This window comes from Pseudomonas muyukensis (assembly GCF_019139535.1).
Classification (GTDB): Bacteria; Pseudomonadota; Gammaproteobacteria; order Pseudomonadales; family Pseudomonadaceae; genus Aquipseudomonas; species Aquipseudomonas muyukensis.
In genome coordinates this window covers 3,536,372-3,551,790 of sequence record NZ_CP077073.1, presented here as the reverse complement: position 1 = coordinate 3,551,790, position 15,419 = coordinate 3,536,372, and the positions used below count along the sequence as shown (strand labels likewise).

9 protein-coding genes are annotated in these 15,419 nt (G+C 68.1%); all 9 read left to right on the top strand.

What is annotated here, in order from left to right; genetic code table 11:
• Positions 1–68 precede the first annotated feature (68 nt).
• Positions 69–5,912, top strand: coding sequence for a manganese-oxidizing multicopper oxidase MnxG (mnxG, locus tag KSS95_RS15865; RefSeq protein WP_217848024.1), 5,844 nt, complete (start codon positions 69–71; stop codon positions 5,910–5,912).
• A gap of 542 nt (positions 5,913–6,454) precedes the next feature.
• A complete protein-coding gene (locus tag KSS95_RS15860) occupies positions 6,455–8,434 on the top strand; it encodes a YncE family protein (protein ID WP_217848023.1) in 1,980 nt (659 codons plus the stop codon).
• Positions 8,431–9,084 carry an SCO family protein gene (locus tag KSS95_RS15855; RefSeq protein ID WP_217848022.1) on the top strand — a complete coding sequence of 218 codons (654 nt, stop codon included), beginning with the start codon at positions 8,431–8,433 and terminating at the stop codon, positions 9,082–9,084. The genes KSS95_RS15860 and KSS95_RS15855 overlap by 4 nt, the downstream gene beginning before the upstream one ends.
• Positions 9,081–9,728 carry an SCO family protein gene (locus KSS95_RS15850; RefSeq protein ID WP_217848021.1) on the top strand — a complete coding sequence of 216 codons (648 nt, stop codon included), beginning with the start codon at positions 9,081–9,083 and terminating at the stop codon, positions 9,726–9,728. Before KSS95_RS15855 ends, KSS95_RS15850 begins: the two co-directional genes overlap by 4 nt.
• Before the next feature lie 197 nt (positions 9,729–9,925).
• Complete coding sequence (locus KSS95_RS15845) at positions 9,926–11,416, top strand: cytochrome c/ABC transporter substrate-binding protein (RefSeq protein WP_217853999.1); 1,491 nt, start codon at positions 9,926–9,928, stop codon at positions 11,414–11,416.
• Between the two features lie 87 nt (positions 11,417–11,503).
• Positions 11,504–12,139: a SurA N-terminal domain-containing protein gene (locus tag KSS95_RS15840; protein WP_217848020.1), complete on the top strand. Its 636-nt coding sequence runs from the start codon at positions 11,504–11,506 to the stop codon at positions 12,137–12,139.
• A 240-nt stretch (positions 12,140–12,379) separates the two neighbouring features.
• Positions 12,380–12,913 carry a response regulator gene (locus KSS95_RS15835; RefSeq protein ID WP_217848019.1) on the top strand — a complete coding sequence of 178 codons (534 nt, stop codon included), beginning with the start codon at positions 12,380–12,382 and terminating at the stop codon, positions 12,911–12,913.
• Between the two features lie 53 nt (positions 12,914–12,966).
• Positions 12,967–14,655 carry a GspE/PulE family protein gene (locus tag KSS95_RS15830; RefSeq protein WP_217848018.1) on the top strand — a complete coding sequence of 563 codons (1,689 nt, stop codon included), beginning with the start codon at positions 12,967–12,969 and terminating at the stop codon, positions 14,653–14,655.
• Positions 14,636–15,418 carry a hypothetical protein gene (locus KSS95_RS15825; protein WP_217848017.1) on the top strand — a complete coding sequence of 261 codons (783 nt, stop codon included), beginning with the start codon at positions 14,636–14,638 and terminating at the stop codon, positions 15,416–15,418. Before KSS95_RS15830 ends, KSS95_RS15825 begins: the two co-directional genes overlap by 20 nt.
• The last annotated feature ends 1 nt before the right edge of the window (position 15,419 follow it).

Here is a 15,419-nt window from a genome sequence, read left to right as displayed (position 1 = left end):
CAGATAAATTTCCTGGCACGGGCCTTGCTCCGGCTCCCCGCAGAATCCCTGCGTCCCGGAGGTGCCCCATGTCGACCCCCCGCAAAGGCCCGGCCTTGTCCTCATTGCTGCTGGCGCTGCTCGCCTGGCAGGCGAGCAGCGAGGCGGCCGTGCAGTGCCAGCGCACGCTGGTGGCCAACGTGGTGGCCCTGGACCAGCCACTGATGTTCAACCGCCTCGGCGCGCAGAACGCCAACGGCATGCTGTTCGCCCTGCGCCAGGACGTGGTGGACGAGCGCCAGGTGCTGCTGAGCAACGGCGGCGCCGCAGTGCCGGGCAAGGTCACCCTGCGCCCGGACAAGCGCCCGCGGCCGATCGTGCTGCGGGTGGCCGCCGGTGATTGCCTGACGGTCAACCTGACCAACCTGCTGGCTTACCAGGCCAACCCCAACAAGCACGGCATCGAGCCCGAGGAGCCAGAAGGCGAGGAGGGCGAGGAACTCGAGCTGCCGGACGGCGAGGGGGGCGAGCACTTCATCGCCGACCAACAGGTCAGCGACCGTCACGTGGGCTTCCAGGTCAACGGCATGCAGGCGGTCAACAGCATCGCCGACATCGCCGCCAACACCGGGCGCAACGGCAACTTCCTGGTGGCCCCGGGCAGCACCCGCAGCTACACCCTGTATGCCGAGCGTGAAGGCGCCTTCGCCGCCTCCAGTCGCGGCGCGCCGTTCGGCGGCGAGGGCAATGCCGGCAACGTCGCCAACGGCCTGTTCGGCCAGGTGGTGGTGGTGCCCAAGGCCGGGCGTACCTATCGCAACACCCTGACCGAGGAGGAAATGCGCCTGGCCACCACTGGCCGCACCGCCACCGGCCAGCCGGTGATCGACTACGCGGCGCGCTACCCGCAAAGCCAGCCGTGGATCGCCGAAGGCAAGGCCGGCAAGCCGATCATCGCCATGGTCGATGGCAACGAGATCATCAACAGCGAGACCGATGCCATCGTCATGGGCCCCAACCCCGACGGCAGCTTCCCCAAGAATACCTACCCGCTGGAAAGCGTCGGCAAGCGCAACCCGGCGTTGCCCAACCGGCTCGAGGCGTTTCGCGACTTCGCCTCGCAGTTCGCCGACGAAGTCGCCGGCACCCAGGCCTTCCCCGGTTACTGGGCCGACCCGGTGATGGGCCATGTGCTGGAGCCGACCCGCGACTCGTTCATGATCAACTACGGCTCCGGCGGCATGGGCGCCGAGGTGGTGGCCAATCGCCTGGGGGTGGGGCCGATGCACGACTGCCTGTCGTGCGCCTACGAGGAGTTTTTCCTCAGCGCCCATACCGTCGGTGACATCGGCACCCTGGTGGACATCCCGGCCAACGTCGGCCTCGAGCATATCCGCCCAGGCGAAGTACCGCCGGCCAGCGCCATCGGGGTGAAGGCGAGCATGGCCCTGTACCCGGCCGAACCGGCCAACGTGCACCACAGCTACATCGGCGATTTCACCAAGTTTCGCAACACCCACAATGGCCACGAGCAGCATATCTTCCACCTGCACGGGCACCAGTGGCTGTTCAACCCCAACGACGACAACTCCGACTACATCGATGCCCAGGGCATCGGCCCCGGGGTGGGCTACACCTACGAGATCGCCAACGGCGGCTCGGGCAACCGCAACCGGGTGGCGGGCGATGCCATCTACCACTGCCACTTCTACCCGCACTTCGCCCAGGGCATGTGGGCCATGTGGCGGGTGCACGATGTGTTCGAGCCCGGCACCCGGCTGGCCGTCAGCGGCGAGGGCGAAAACGGCTTCCATACCACGCCGTTCGCCCTGCGCAGCGGCAAGCCGGCCCTGGGTGCCCGGGCGCTGCCGGACGGCGAGATCGTCGCCGGCACGCCGATCCCGGCCATCGTGCCGTTGCCGGGCAAGGCCATGGCGCCGATGCCGGGCAAGGTCAGCGTGGTGCCCAAGCTGTCCGAAACCCTGCTCGCCGGGCATGACGATAACCAGGAGCAGGGCGACGATCATCCCGCTGAGCCCGCCGCGCCACGCGCGGTCGGCTCCTTGGCCCTGGTCGACCGCAGCGAGGGCAACCGCAATGCCGACGGCACGCTGAAGAACCCCGGTTACCCGTTCTGGATCGGCGGCATGGAAAGCAGCGTCGGCCAACGCCCGCCGACCCCGCCGCTGGACATGCTCGACCCGGCCCTGGCCCGTCAGCTCAAGGACAGCGGCAAGGCCCTGTGGGCCAACCTTGACCCCAACCAGGTCGACGGCTGGGACGGCGGCCTGGGCCGGCACACCCTCGACGGTGTGTCTGCCGGTGGGGATGCCGTGACCACCACCACCAAGCTGGATTTTTCCAAGGTGGTGCACAAGGCCAAGCCGATCTACTTGCCCGAAGAGGGCACCGAGGTCGAACAGGCGGCCATGCAGTTCCACGCCAAGGCCGAGCATCCAAGCTTTGCCCTGATCCCCGGCAGCCAGCCGGTGGCCAGGGCTTTTCGCACCAACGGCGCCTTGCCCACCGCCGGCGCGCCATTCTATGAGCCGTGCATGGATGACCGTGGCAAGCGCCTGACCCAGGCGTCCGGGGTGGGCGAGTTTTTCAGCGGCGAGAGCCTCACCGGCATGAGTTTCCGTGGCGCCTCCACTTTCACCGCCGACCGGCCGCGGCTGTACAAGGCCGCCAACATCCAGTTCGATGCGGTGTACAACAAGGTCGGCTATCACTTCCCGCAGGCGCGCATCCTCGCCCTGTGGGAGGACGCCTGGCCGGTGATCACCAAGCAGCGCCCGCCAGAGCCGCTGGTGATGCGCATGAACACCTTCGACTGCACCCAGTACGTGCACACCAACCTGATCCCGTCGTTCTACGAGATGGACGACTACCAGGTGCGCACCCCCACCGACGTGATCGGCCAGCATATTCACCTGCCCAAGTGGGACCTGACTGCCGCCGACGGTTCGGCCAACGGCTGGAACTACGAGGACGGTATCCTCTCGCCCGGCAGCGTGGTCGAGCGCGTGCATGCCATCCGCAGCTTCAACAATTGCAGCGAGGGCGATGCCCGCGATGGCACCGCGGCCTGCCCGAAAGCCAAGCAGCATCCGTACTTCGGCCGCTTCGGCCGTGCCGACTGGCTCGGTGCGCGCACCGCCATGCAGCGCTGGTTCGCCGACCCGTTGGTCAACGTGCATAACGTCGACCGTGGCCTGGGCACCATCTTCACCCACGACCACCTCGGCCCCTCGACCCACCAGCAACTGGGCCTGTACGCCACCGTGCTGGCCGAGCCCGCCGGCTCCACCTGGTACCACGCCGAGACCGGCGAGCAACTGTACAACCCGGCCACCCGCCAGGACGGCGGCCCGACCTCGTGGCAGGCGGTGATCCAGACCGGCGACCACGATGGCGATGGCAAGAACGACAGCTACCGCGAGTTCTTCCTCGAATACAGCGACTTCCAGCACGCCTATGAAGCCGGCGTGTACGTTGGCGCCGGCCCCAACGGCGTGCCGGACGGCCAGGCCTACCCGGCCACCGCCGACAGTTTCCGTTACGCCATCAACCCGCCGGTGCGCGGCAAGGCCTCCAACCTGCTCGAGGCCATTGTCGAGGCACGCGGCGGTATCAACCCCGGCTGCCCGACTCGGCCCTGCCCGCAGGCGATCTCGGTGGACGACCCCGGCATGTTCGTCGTCAACTACCGCAACGAGCCCCTGGCCTTGCGGGTGTTCGACCCGAACAAGGTCGGCCCCGACGGCAAGCGCGGCATGCAGGCCGACGGGCCTGGCGGCGACCTTGGTTACGCCCTGCAGACCCGCACCGACCGGGCCATCCCGGCGATGAACCTGGCGCCCTCGGCGATCACCCAGGCGGTCGGCCCCACGGGCGGCACCACCTTGTTCCCGCCGCATATCAACAAGGCCGGCAGCGAGCCGGGCGACCCGTTCACCCCGATGCTGCGCACCTATTCGGGTGATAACGTGCGCCTGCGCATGCACGCCGGTGGCCACGAAGAGGAACACAACGTCACCTTGCACGGGGTGAAGTGGCTACAGAATGGCTCTGGCTTCGGCAACAGCTCCAACTCGGGGTGGAAGTCCTCGCAGATGATCGGCATTTCCGAGCAACTGGGCTTCATGGCGCCGGTGTCGATGATCTCGAGTTCCGCGGCCAGCAACGGCGACTACCTGTACTCGCTGGACGCGGCGCTCGAGGGCTACTGGAACGGTATCTGGGGCATCATGCGCAACTACACCGCACAACGCGCCGACCTGTTCCCACTGCCCAACAACCCACAGCCGGTGGCCATGCGCAACACCGTGAACTTCGACGGCATCTGCCCGAAAACCACGGCCAACGCCAATGGCATCGGCACCCGGCCGACGGTCAAGCGCAGCTACGAAGTGGTCGCGGCGCTGGCCAACGACATCCTCGAAAACCGCCACAACCTGGCCATCAACGACCCCAATGGCGTCGGCCAGCACGTTGGCGGGGCGCTCAAGGCCAATGGCGGCACCCTGGTGTTCAACAGCCGGCGTACCAGCATCCCGCTGGTTAGCGGGGTCGACCCCGAGGATGGCGAGACCTTCACCGTCGGTGGCCACAGCGCGCCGCTGCACGACCCGACGGCCATCCTCTATGTGCGCAAGGCCGACCTCGACCCAGGCACTGGCAAGCTCAAGCCCGGCGTGCCGGTGGAGCCGCTGATCCTGCGCGCCAATGCCGGCGACTGCATCAGCGTCACCCTGGAAAACCGCCTGCCATTGATGATGCCGGACCTGCCCAGCACCGCGGTGATGCACAACGTGGTCAAGCGCGACCGCTTCGACAGCGAGGGCGCCACGGCCTTCGCCAACAACCTGATGCGTCCGTCCAGCCAGGTGGGCTTGCACGCGCAACTGCTGGCCTACGACATCACCAAGTCCGATGGTGTCAACGTCGGCCTCAACCCGGTGCAGACCGTGGCGCCGCGCACTGGCAGCAGCGGCGCCTACCCGAGCAAGGTGTACCAGTACTATGCCGGGCACCTGGAGCGCGAAGGCAAGCCGACCCTGCAACTGGGCCGCACGGTGGACAACATCAACACCACCGCCATCGAGTTCGGCGGCCTCAACCTGACCCCGGCGGACGTGATCAAGCAGCCGCAGAAGGGCCTGGTGGGCGCGATGAGCATCCTGCCGCAGGGCGCGACCTGGACCGAGGACAACGCCAGCCGCGCCCAGGCCACGGTAAAAGTCAGCGGCCAGGCCGACTACCGCGACTTCGTCACGGTGTGGCAGCGGGCGCTGAACATGCGCTGGGCCGACGGCGCCCCGGTGGCGGGGATCAACACCGAGGGCAACGGCGCGGCAGGTGACCCGCAGGACAACGGCAACATGGCGGTGAACTACCGGACCGAGCCGTTGTGGCTGCGCTTCGGCATGGCCCCGGACTCGCCGTTCGGCCATGCCGACGGGCTGGGCTTTGCCGATATTCCCAATGCGCACATGGCCTATAGCAACGCCCTGGTTGGCGGTGACCCGCAGACCCCGGTGCTGTACGCCAAGCCCGGGCAGCCAGTGCGCAACCATATCGTCATGCCCAGCGGCGGGAGCCGCGGCATGACCTACCAGCTCGATGGGCATGTCTGGCCGCTGCACAACTTCCAGGCCGAGAAGAATGATGTCGAGGGCTATCCGATGGGGCTGCCGGGGATTGGCTCGGTGCGCTTTGGCTACAACCCGATGGCGATGTACATCGGCGCCCAGGAGAGCGTGCTGCCGGCGGCGCACTTCAGCTTCATGCTGCCCAGTGCCGGGGGCGCGAATGCGCTGCCGGGGGATTACCTGTACCGGGATTATGCGGCGTATGGGAATACGTCGGGGTTGTGGGGGTTGTTGCGGGTGACCAATGAAGCGCCGCCGGCGGTGGCGTCGGGGCAGTAGGGGGGGGGGAGTTGCGGGCGTTGGGGGAGGCGTTGGGGGAGGCCGCCAGGTGTTTGCCGAAAGTAGTGCAGCGCCTATGAAACCGAGCGCCGCCCGTGCGGCGCATCGCGGATGAATCCGCTCCTACATCTGTTGCAACGTACCGAACCTGTCAGGCCATGGTTGCCAGCCTTGGCGCAGGGCGCAAGAAAGGCGGGGCGGCGGCAACGCCCACGCAAAAACGCGTCGAGCGCACAAGGCTGACAACCATGGCCTATCAGGCATGGCCACGTTGCAACCAATGTAGGAGCGGATTCATCCGCGATGCGCCGCGCGGGCGGCGCTCGATCTACCAGGCGCTGCAACTTTCTCGGCGAACACTTGCGCCCCCCGGCTTTGGGTCACCCCCCCCAGCATCCTCGACCACCCAAGATCCAAGCCATTGATTAAAAAGCCTTTATTTCATGGCACAACGCTTGCTTGCACCCCTTCAGAGACCCCTTGAACCTGTGGAGGTGCAGCATGCTCAGCCCCCTCGAACTCCCCACCCCTCGCGTGCCGGCATGAACCGCAAGCTGCGCCCGGTATACCTGGGCCTGCTGCTGGGCAGCGCGCTGATCGGCCTGGGGATCGCCTACGAAAAGCTCTGGTGCGACCCCCGCGAGCTGTTGCAGGAGGCCGCCGATCCCCAGGCCCTGCATCGCCTCAGCCGCGACGGGGTGACCGTCGAGTTCGAGGCGCGGCCCCTGAGCGGCAGCGAACTGCGCGAGGGCGACTTCGCCAGCATCCGCTTCAAGCTCAGCGACCAGGCCAGCGGCCAGCCGCTCTCGGGCATGGCCCCCGGTGCCTGGCTGGACCCGGCGCAAGCGGCCCCGCTCGGTGATCGCGACAGCAGCTGCAAGGCACGGGTGGCGCTGTTCCTCAAAAGCAGCATCGGCGCCCGACCCTTGCTCGACCTCAACAGCTACTTCCTGCTGGTGCTGAACAAGGACGCCAGCCTCACGGTGATCGACCCCACGGTTTCGGTGGGCGGGGTCACCAGCACCCTGGCGCGCATCGACCTGCCCGGCCGGCCCATGGACTGGGTGGCCACCGGCGACGACAAGCAGGTGTTCGTGTCCATGCCCGAACGCAACCAGGTGGCGTTGATAGACACCGAGACCTTCACCCGCGTGGCCACCCTGGAGGCCGGCGAACAGCCGCTGCGGGTGGCCCTGCAACCTGACCAGCGCCTGCTGTGGGTGGGCAACAACAGCAGCGATCCGGCCAAGGGCGGGGTGACGGTGATCGATGTGCCCAGCCGCACCACGCTCAAATCGTTCGCCACCGGCTCCGGCCACCACGAGATCGCCTTCAGCGCCGACTCGCGGTACGCCTTCGTCAGCAACCGCGACGCCGGCACCTTGAGCGTCATCGACATCGCCCAGATGCGCCTGGTGAAAACCCTCGAGGTCGGCCGCCAGCCGTTGGCGGTGGCCTATTCGCCGTTGTCCCAGGCGGTGTATGTGGTCGATGGCGAGGAGGGCGTGGTGTGGGTGATCGACGCCCGCAGCCACCAGTTGCGCCACAAGGTCAAGGCCGAGCAGGGCCTGGGGCCGATGCGCTTCAGCCGCGACGGGCGCTATGGCGTGGTGCTCAACACCCTGGAGAACCAGGCCCTGGTGATCGATGCCAGCAACGACCAGTTGCTCCACCGCATCCCGGTGGCCGCCGAGCCCTACCAGCTGACCTTCACCAAGGGCTATGCCTACGTGCGCGGCCTGGCCTCGGCGAAAGTCAGCATGATCAACCTGGCCAGCCTCGGCCAGGGCCGTGAGCCGATCGTCCAGGGCTTCGAGGCCGGGCCCGCGGCGCCGCGCCAGGCCGGCGACCTGCCACTGGCCCAGGGCGTGAGCGTGTCGCGCGACGACAACGCGGTGTTCGTGGTCAACCCGGTGGACAACACCACCTACTTCTACGCCGAAGGCATGAACGCGCCGATGTCCGGCTACAACAACCGCGGCCAGCAGGCCCGCGCGGCCATGGTCATCGACCGCAGCCTGCGCGAGGTGGCGCCGGGGGTGTATGGCTCGACGGTGAAACTGCCGGCCGCCGGCACCTTCGATGTGGCGTTCCTGCTCAACCAGCCGCAGATCATCCATTGCTTCAGCACCGAAGTGGCGGCGCTGCCGCAGTCCAGCCTGCACAAGCGCGTGCATGCCGAGTTCATCGGTGCCGACCAGCTGGCGCGCCAGCACAGCCCGTACCTGGCCCGGGTGCGCATCCTCGGCGAGGACGGGCAGCCGCGCACCGGCCTGAGCGACCTGACCCTGCGCTACTTCCTCGCGCCCTCGTCGCTGCCGCGCAACGTGCAACTGGTGGACATGGGCGAGGGGGTCTACCAGGCCGCGCTGGAGCTGGCCGAGGCCGGCGCCTGGTACCTGCACGTGCAGTCGCCCAGCCTTGGTCGCACCTTCGCCGAAGAGAACTACACCAGCCTGCGCGTGCTGCCGGCCACGGCGACGCCTACCGCTTCCCAAGGGGAACCCAGGAGCCTGCGATGAATCGACCCACCGCCATCACCCTGCTGGGCTTGAGCCTGTTGCTGGCCAGCCCGTTGGCCCTGGCCCATGCCGGCCATGAGCACGGCGCCAAGCCCGCCGAGCCGCCCGCCGCCCGCCAGGAAAAGGCCAGCGTGCGCTTCGCCGATGTGCCGCTGCTTGACCAGGACGGCATGCCGGTGCGCCTGGAACAGGACCTGGTCGGCGACCACCTGGTGGTCATGGGCTTCATCTACACCAGTTGCACCACGGTGTGCCCGGTGGTGTCGTCGATCATGAGCAAGGTCCAGCAGCAGCTCGGCGGTCGGGTGGGGGAGGAGATCCGCCTGGTGTCGATCAGCATCGACCCGCAGCGCGACGATGCCAAGCGCCTGGCCGGGTATGCCCGGGCCTTCCAGCACGGGCCGGGCTGGAGCTGGTTGACCGGCTCGCCCTACGCCATCAGCGAAACCCTCAAGGGGCTGGGCAGTTTCAGCGCCAACCTCAGCGAGCACCCGCCGCTGATCCTGGTCGGTGACGGGCGCAGTGGCCATTGGACACGTTTTTACGGTTTCACCGACCCCAACGTGCTGGTCACCGAGATCAACCGCCTCGGCGCCCGCCGGGTGCATGCCAAGAGCACGGCCATCGCCGGCCAGGAGGCTCAACCATGAGTAGCCACACTTCACGCATGCGCAGCCTCGACTGGCTGGTGCTGGCGGCCTGCCTGTGGATCTTCACCTCGATGGCGTTGGCCCACGAGGGCCACGCCCCGACCGCGCAACCTGCGCCGCAGCCGATGGTCAGCGGCGGCGGTACCCGCGATGCGCAGGCCTGGTTCACCGATACCGTGCTCAAAGACCAGAACGGCCGCGCGCTGCGCTTCTACAGCGATGTGCTCAAGGACAAGGTGGTGATGCTCAATGTGATCTTCACCCACTGCAACGATGCCTGCCCGCTGATCACCCGCAAGCTGCGCGAGGTGCGCGAGGCCATGGGGCCGGCGCTGGCGGCGCAGGTGACCTTCGTCTCGGTGAGCAGCGACCCGCTCAACGACAGCCCCGAGGTGCTCAAGGCCTTTGCCGGCCAGCAGGGGGTGGATGGACCGAACTGGCTGTTCCTCACAGGCGACAAGGCCAGCGTCGAGCTGGTGCTCGGGCGGTTGGGGCAGTTCCTGCCCAGCCCTGAACAGCACTCGACCCAGCTGATCGCCGGCGACGTGGCGGGCAAGCGCTGGAGCAAGATCCGCCCAGACGCGCCGCCTGCGGCCATTGCCCAGCGCTTGCAACTGCTGGCCCAACCCCTGGCCGGGCGATAGCAGCCATGGCCCGGTCGCTGTGGCAACACATTGTCGAGCGCTGGCGCAACGCCTGTAGGAGCGGCCTTGCGTCGCGAAAGGGCTGCGACGCAGCCCCGGCGATTCATGTGTCTGTGCTGACATCCCGAAGTCGCCGCGCGCCCCTTGCGCGACGCAAGGCCGCTCCCCCAAGGTTTCGCTTGGGGCTTTCATGGATGATGGCTCTTATCTACTGCCTGGCGTCCCAGGGCCCCGCTGTGGCCCTTGACCTCAGCGCGAACGAACAAGCCGGCAAACGCTTGTACCGCGAAGGCCTGTCCAGCAGCGACGCCCAACTCACCGCCCGGGTCGGCGCCAGCGACATCAGCGTGCCGGCCAGCGTGCTGCCTTGCGCCAGTTGCCACGGCAACGATGGCCGTGGCCGCAGCGAAGGCGGGGTGCGCCCGCCGAGCCTGGACTGGCAGCGCCTGGCGCTGGGCCAGGGCGAGCGCGAAAGCAATAGCCGGCGCTACCCGGCCTACAGCGACGCCAGCCTGGCGCGCGTCATCCGTAGCGGCATCGACCCTGCCGGCAACCGCCTCGACCCGGCGATGCCGCGCTTCGAGCTGACCCTGGCCGACCAGCGCAACCTCACGGCCTACCTCAAGCGCCTGGGCGAGGAACGCGATCCCGGCGTGCAAGAGAACACCTTGCGCCTGGGCACCCTGCTGCCGCAGCAGGGGCCGCTGGCTGAGGCTGGGCGGGTGGTGCGCGCAGTGCTGGAGGATAGTGTCGAGCAACTGAACCGGCTGGGCGGCGTGCATGGCCGGCGCGTGCAACTGGTGGTGCAGGATCCGGGATACGACCCGGTCAGCACCCAGCAGGCATTGCAGGCGCTGTTGCAACAACAGGTGTTCGCGCTGGTCGCGCCCGTGGCGCCGCTGCTCCAGACCCAGGCCCTGGAGCGCGCGGGCGTGCCGTTGATTGGCAGCACGCCTCGTACAGGCGGCGCCAGCCTGGTATTCGACCCCTTGCCCAGCGTGCCCGAACAGTTGCTCAGCGTTGCGCTGCATGCCCGCGAAACCTTGCGCCTGGAGAACCTGCAGATCGTCTATGCCGGAGCCGACCAGGCCGCCGACGCCGAGGCCTTGCGCCAGCGCCTGCAGCAGCTGGGGTGGTCGCCACCGCCGCCGCAAGAGGCCGTCGCCACCCAGGCCGCGGGCGAGGGCATCGTCTTTGTGGGCCGAGCCCAGGCCTTCGCCGAGCTGGCCGGGCGCTTGCAGGCCGTTGGGCGCACCCCCTATCTGTTCGCGGCCTCGGCGCAAGTGGCCAGTGCCGTGCCAGGTTTGCCGGCGCAGTGGTCGCAGCGGGTGTTCCTGGCTTACCCCTTCGTGCCCGGCGACTGGACCGCGCAGGGCAGGGCGGCCCTGGCCGGGATGCAGCGGCGCCAGGGGCTGGATGCCCGGCAGGCCTCGTTGCAGGTCAGCACCTTGTGTGCCTGGCGGCTGCTGACGGAGGCGTTGCAGCAGGTTGGCCGCGATGCCAGCCGCGAGCAGTTGCTGGCGGCCCTGGAGCAGTTGCATGACGTCGACACCGGGCTGACCCCGTTGCTGGGGTTTGGCCCGGGGCGGCGCCAGGGCCTGGCAGGTGCCCATGTGGTGGCGGTCAGCTTGCCGGGGCCGCGGTTTGTCGAGGTGGCGCCGTATCGTGCAGCGGCGCAGATGCCATGAACGAATCCAGGATCTGGCGCGGGGGCGGGGCGTCCCAGGGTTCGCCGGCAAGGCTGGCTTCTACAGGTTGGTAGCGAGGATGCGCTGATGAGAATGTTGCTTTGCCTGTTGCTGTTCGCCCAGCTGAGCTACGCCGAGCAGCCTGTGGCGCGGGTCAACGGCGTGGAAATCGGCGTGCTGCGCCTGGAGCGCTACTTCAGCGACTACCTCCAGGCCCAGGGCCGGGCGCTGACCAGCATCCGCAACCCCACGCTGTACAAGCGCCTGCGCGACCAGGCGCTGGATGAGCTGATCGACAAGGAGCTGCTGTGGCAGGAGGCGCGGCGCCAGGGCATCGAGATCAGCGACGCGCAGGTCCAGGCCCAGGTGGCCGCAGTGGAAGCGGCGTTCGCCAGCCCGGCGCTGTTCGAGCGGCGGCTGCAGGAGGCGGGCTTCGATCGCCCGGGCTTCGCGGACTACACTCGTCATGAACTGGCCGCCCAGCAAGCCTATGCCCGGCTGACCGTCATCGCCGAGCCCAGCGCCGCCGAAATCGCCGCCTTCCATCAAGCCAATGGGCAAGCACTGCAAGCAAAGCAGAACCAAAGTGATAATACTTCTGTCTCAACTGAACACGGCCTGCGCCTGGCCAGGGATGCGCTTGTCGCGCAATTGCAGGCCCAGGCGCGGCAAGCGGCGCGCCAACGTTTGCGTGATTGGGCTACAGTGGAGCGCGCCGATTGAGGGGCTAGCCAAGGCGATTCCCCAGTGTTGGGGAATCGCCGCAGGGCAATGTGCCATCAGCTTCCCCGGTTGTGGGGAACCGCCCGCTCGCGCGGCCCAAAGCGGCAAAGTAGTTTAAGCAATATCAGTGACTTAACAGCGGTGTGCGATGATTTTTCATGCCTGGCACGAAGCCTGCTCAAGCCTCTACAAGGCCGCACTTCGCAGACCGGGGAACCGGGCAGTTCAGGGGAGTGGACCTTGGTGAACAGAGTACTGGTAGTCGATGACGAACAGACCCTTGCGCAGAACCTGCAGGCGTATTTGCAGGCGCAAGGCCTGCAGGTCCATCTCGCCCACGACGGTGCCGCTGGCATCGAACTGGCCACGAGCCTGGCACCGGACGTGATCGTGCTGGATTACCGCTTGCCCGACATGGAGGGGTTTCAGGTCCTGGAGGCCGTGCGCAGGAACAGGCAGTGCCATTTCGTGCTGATTACCGCCCACCCGACCGCCGAGGTTCGTGAGCGGGCCGCCGAGCTTGGGGTGAGCCATGTCCTGTTCAAGCCGTTCCCGCTGATGGAACTGGCCCGCGCCGTCTTCGACCTGATGGGCATCGAGCGCCAGCGCAGGGCCACGGACCACCCCGCCGCGGGGTTCGTCGAGCGACGCCAGAACAGGAACGAGTCGTTCCCCTTGCAGTTGTACGATGGCAGCTGGGTCCTGGCCGACCGCCGACGCAACGGTGGCAGGCCTGCCGAACCTGACGACGAACAACTGCTCACCGGGGAATAGCGGCGCCCAAGGCCCCTGGCCTGCGGCGCCGCCCCTGAGCGGAGTCGCAGGCCATGTCCCAGGCACTCGATACAGATCCACTGGACCCAGCGCGAGGCTACCCCCGCGACCTCATCGCCCAGGCCCGCCAGCAAGCCGGCGAAGCGCGCCTGCTGGCCTGCCTGGAGCGCCTCTGCGGCGACACCCCGGCCACCTTCACCCAGCGCCTGGCGGTCACCCTGCATTACCCGATGCTCGCCACCCAGGCCCTGTTCGCCTGCGTCCCGGCCTTTGACCGGGTCAGCCTGGCGCAATGCCTGAAGCGCGAATTCGCCTTGGTCGAGCACGACGGCGCGCTGATCGGCGTGTTCGCCGACCCCTTCGACAGTGCCCGCCTGGCCTGGATCGACGACTGCCTGCAAGGCCTGCCGCTGTACCTGGCCCACGCCGCCGACCTGGCCACCTACCTTGCCCGCCATGAAGAAAGTTTCCACGCCGTCGAGGCCCTCGGCCAGGACAGCGAGGCCAGCACCGAGGCCGACCCGCTGCAACGCTTGTCGCTGACCAGCATCAGTGAGGACCAGAGCCGGGTGGTCAAGCTGGTCAACTCGACCCTCTACGACGCCCTCAAGCAGCACGCCAGCGATATCCACCTGGGCATGACCGGCCAGGGCCTGGTGATCAAGTACCGCATCGACGGCGTGCTCAACGCTGCCGGCAAGGCCAGCGGCAGCACCTTTGCCGAACAGGTGATCTCGCGCATCAAGGTGATGGCCGAGCTGGATATCGGCGAGAAGCGCGTGCCCCAGGACGGCCGGTTCAAGGTGGCCATCGGCGAGCGTCAGATCGACTTTCGCGTATCGATCATGCCGAGCATCTTCGGCGAGGACGCGGTGCTGCGGGTGCTCGACAAGCAGGCGCTGTGCGACCAGGTCAGCGGCGTGCAGCTGCAGGCCCTGGGCTTCGAGGAGCAGACCCTGCGCGCGCTGCGTCGCCTGGCCGGCGAACCCTACGGCATGATCCTGGTCACCGGCCCCACCGGCAGCGGCAAGACCACCACCCTGTACGCCATGCTCAGCGAGATCAACCATGGCGTGGACAAGATCATCACCATCGAGGACCCGGTCGAGTACCAACTGCCCGGCGTGCTGCAGATCCCGGTCAACGAGAAGAAGGGCCTGACCTTCGCCCGTGGCCTGCGCTCGATCCTGCGCCATGACCCGGACAAGATCCTGGTCGGCGAGATCCGCGACCCGGACACCGCGCAGATCGCCGTGCAATCGGCGCTCACCGGGCACCTGGTGTTCACCACCATCCACGCCAACAACGTCTTCGACGTAATCGGCCGTTTCAGCCAGATGCAGGTCGACCCCTACAGCTTCGTCTCGGCGCTCAACGCCGTGCTGGCCCAGCGCCTGGTACGCCTGGCCTGCCCGCATTGCGCCCAGGCCTGCGAGGCGGACGACGAGCTGCTGGCAGCCTCGGGCCTTAGCCGCGAGGCGGTCGGCGGCTGGCAGCTGGTCCGCGCCCAGGGCTGCGGCCAGTGCCGCGGCAGCGGTTACCGCGGGCGCTGCGCCATTGCCGAGCTGCTGCACCTGGACGACGACCTGCGGCAGATGATCGTCGAACGCCGCCCGCTCGGGCAGATCAAGCAGCTGGCCTGCCAGCGCGGCCTGCGCCTGCTGCGGGCCTCGGCCCTGGACCTGGTCCGCGCCGGCCGCACCACCTTGGAGGAGATCAACCGTGTCACATTTATCGCCTGACAAATACTGCGCCGTGCTCGGCGCCGAGGGTGTCGGCCTGGGTCGCTGGCACGCTCATCAACCCCTGTGGCTGGGCAGCCGCGAGGTTGCCTGCGAGGCCGCCCAGCCTGCCTGGGCCCCGGCGTTGACCGCCCTGGGCGGCCTGCTGGCCGAGCAGCCGGTGCGCGGCGCGCAGCTGCAGGTGCTGCTCTCGGCGCGCTACAGCCGCTTCTGCCTGGTGCCCTGGAGCGATGCCATCGGCCATCCGCGCGAACTGCAGGCCTATGCCCGAGCCTGCTTCGAACACCTCTACGGCCAGGCCCTGGACGACTGGCGCATCGTGCTTTCGCCCGAGCCGGCGGGTGCCGCGCGCATCGCCACGGCGCTGCCCGAGGCCCTGCTGCAAGGCTTGCAGGCGCTGGGTCGGGACAACCAGCTGAGGCTGCGTTCGGTGCAGCCCTACCTGATGGCCGCCTACAACCGCTGCGCGGCGCAGTTGCAGCCGGGCGATTTTCTCTTCGTCCTCGCCGAACCGCGCCGCAGCGTGTTGCTGCTGGCCGCCGGCGGTGCCTGGCAGCAGGTGCTGGCCCAAGGCTGCGCCGACAACGACCAGGCCTTGCAGGCGCTGATCGAGCGCACCTGCGAGCTGTACGGCGCGCAACCACCACGGGTGTACCTGCATGCCCCCGGCCGTGGCACGCACTCGGCTATCGGCGCGGTGCAGCTGTGCCCGCCGGGCGCCGAGGCCGACCCGCTGTGCGCCATGTGGCGGGCGGTGGCCTGAG

Bases quoted from the DNA above. Each gene is read 5' to 3' on its own strand.
- KSS95_RS15850 (WP_217848021.1), top strand. From the start codon at position 9,081: ATGAGTAGCCACACTTCACGCATGCGCAGCCTCGACTGGCTGGTGCTG.
- mnxG (WP_217848024.1), top strand. From the start codon at position 69: ATGTCGACCCCCCGCAAAGGCCCGGCCTTGTCCTCATTGCTGCTGGCG.
- KSS95_RS15860 (WP_217848023.1), top strand. From the start codon at position 6,455: ATGAACCGCAAGCTGCGCCCGGTATACCTGGGCCTGCTGCTGGGCAGC.
- KSS95_RS15845 (WP_217853999.1), top strand. From the start codon at position 9,926: ATGGCTCTTATCTACTGCCTGGCGTCCCAGGGCCCCGCTGTGGCCCTT.
- KSS95_RS15855 (WP_217848022.1), top strand. From the start codon at position 8,431: ATGAATCGACCCACCGCCATCACCCTGCTGGGCTTGAGCCTGTTGCTG.
- KSS95_RS15840 (WP_217848020.1), top strand. From the start codon at position 11,504: ATGAGAATGTTGCTTTGCCTGTTGCTGTTCGCCCAGCTGAGCTACGCC.
- KSS95_RS15830 (WP_217848018.1), top strand. From the start codon at position 12,967: ATGTCCCAGGCACTCGATACAGATCCACTGGACCCAGCGCGAGGCTAC.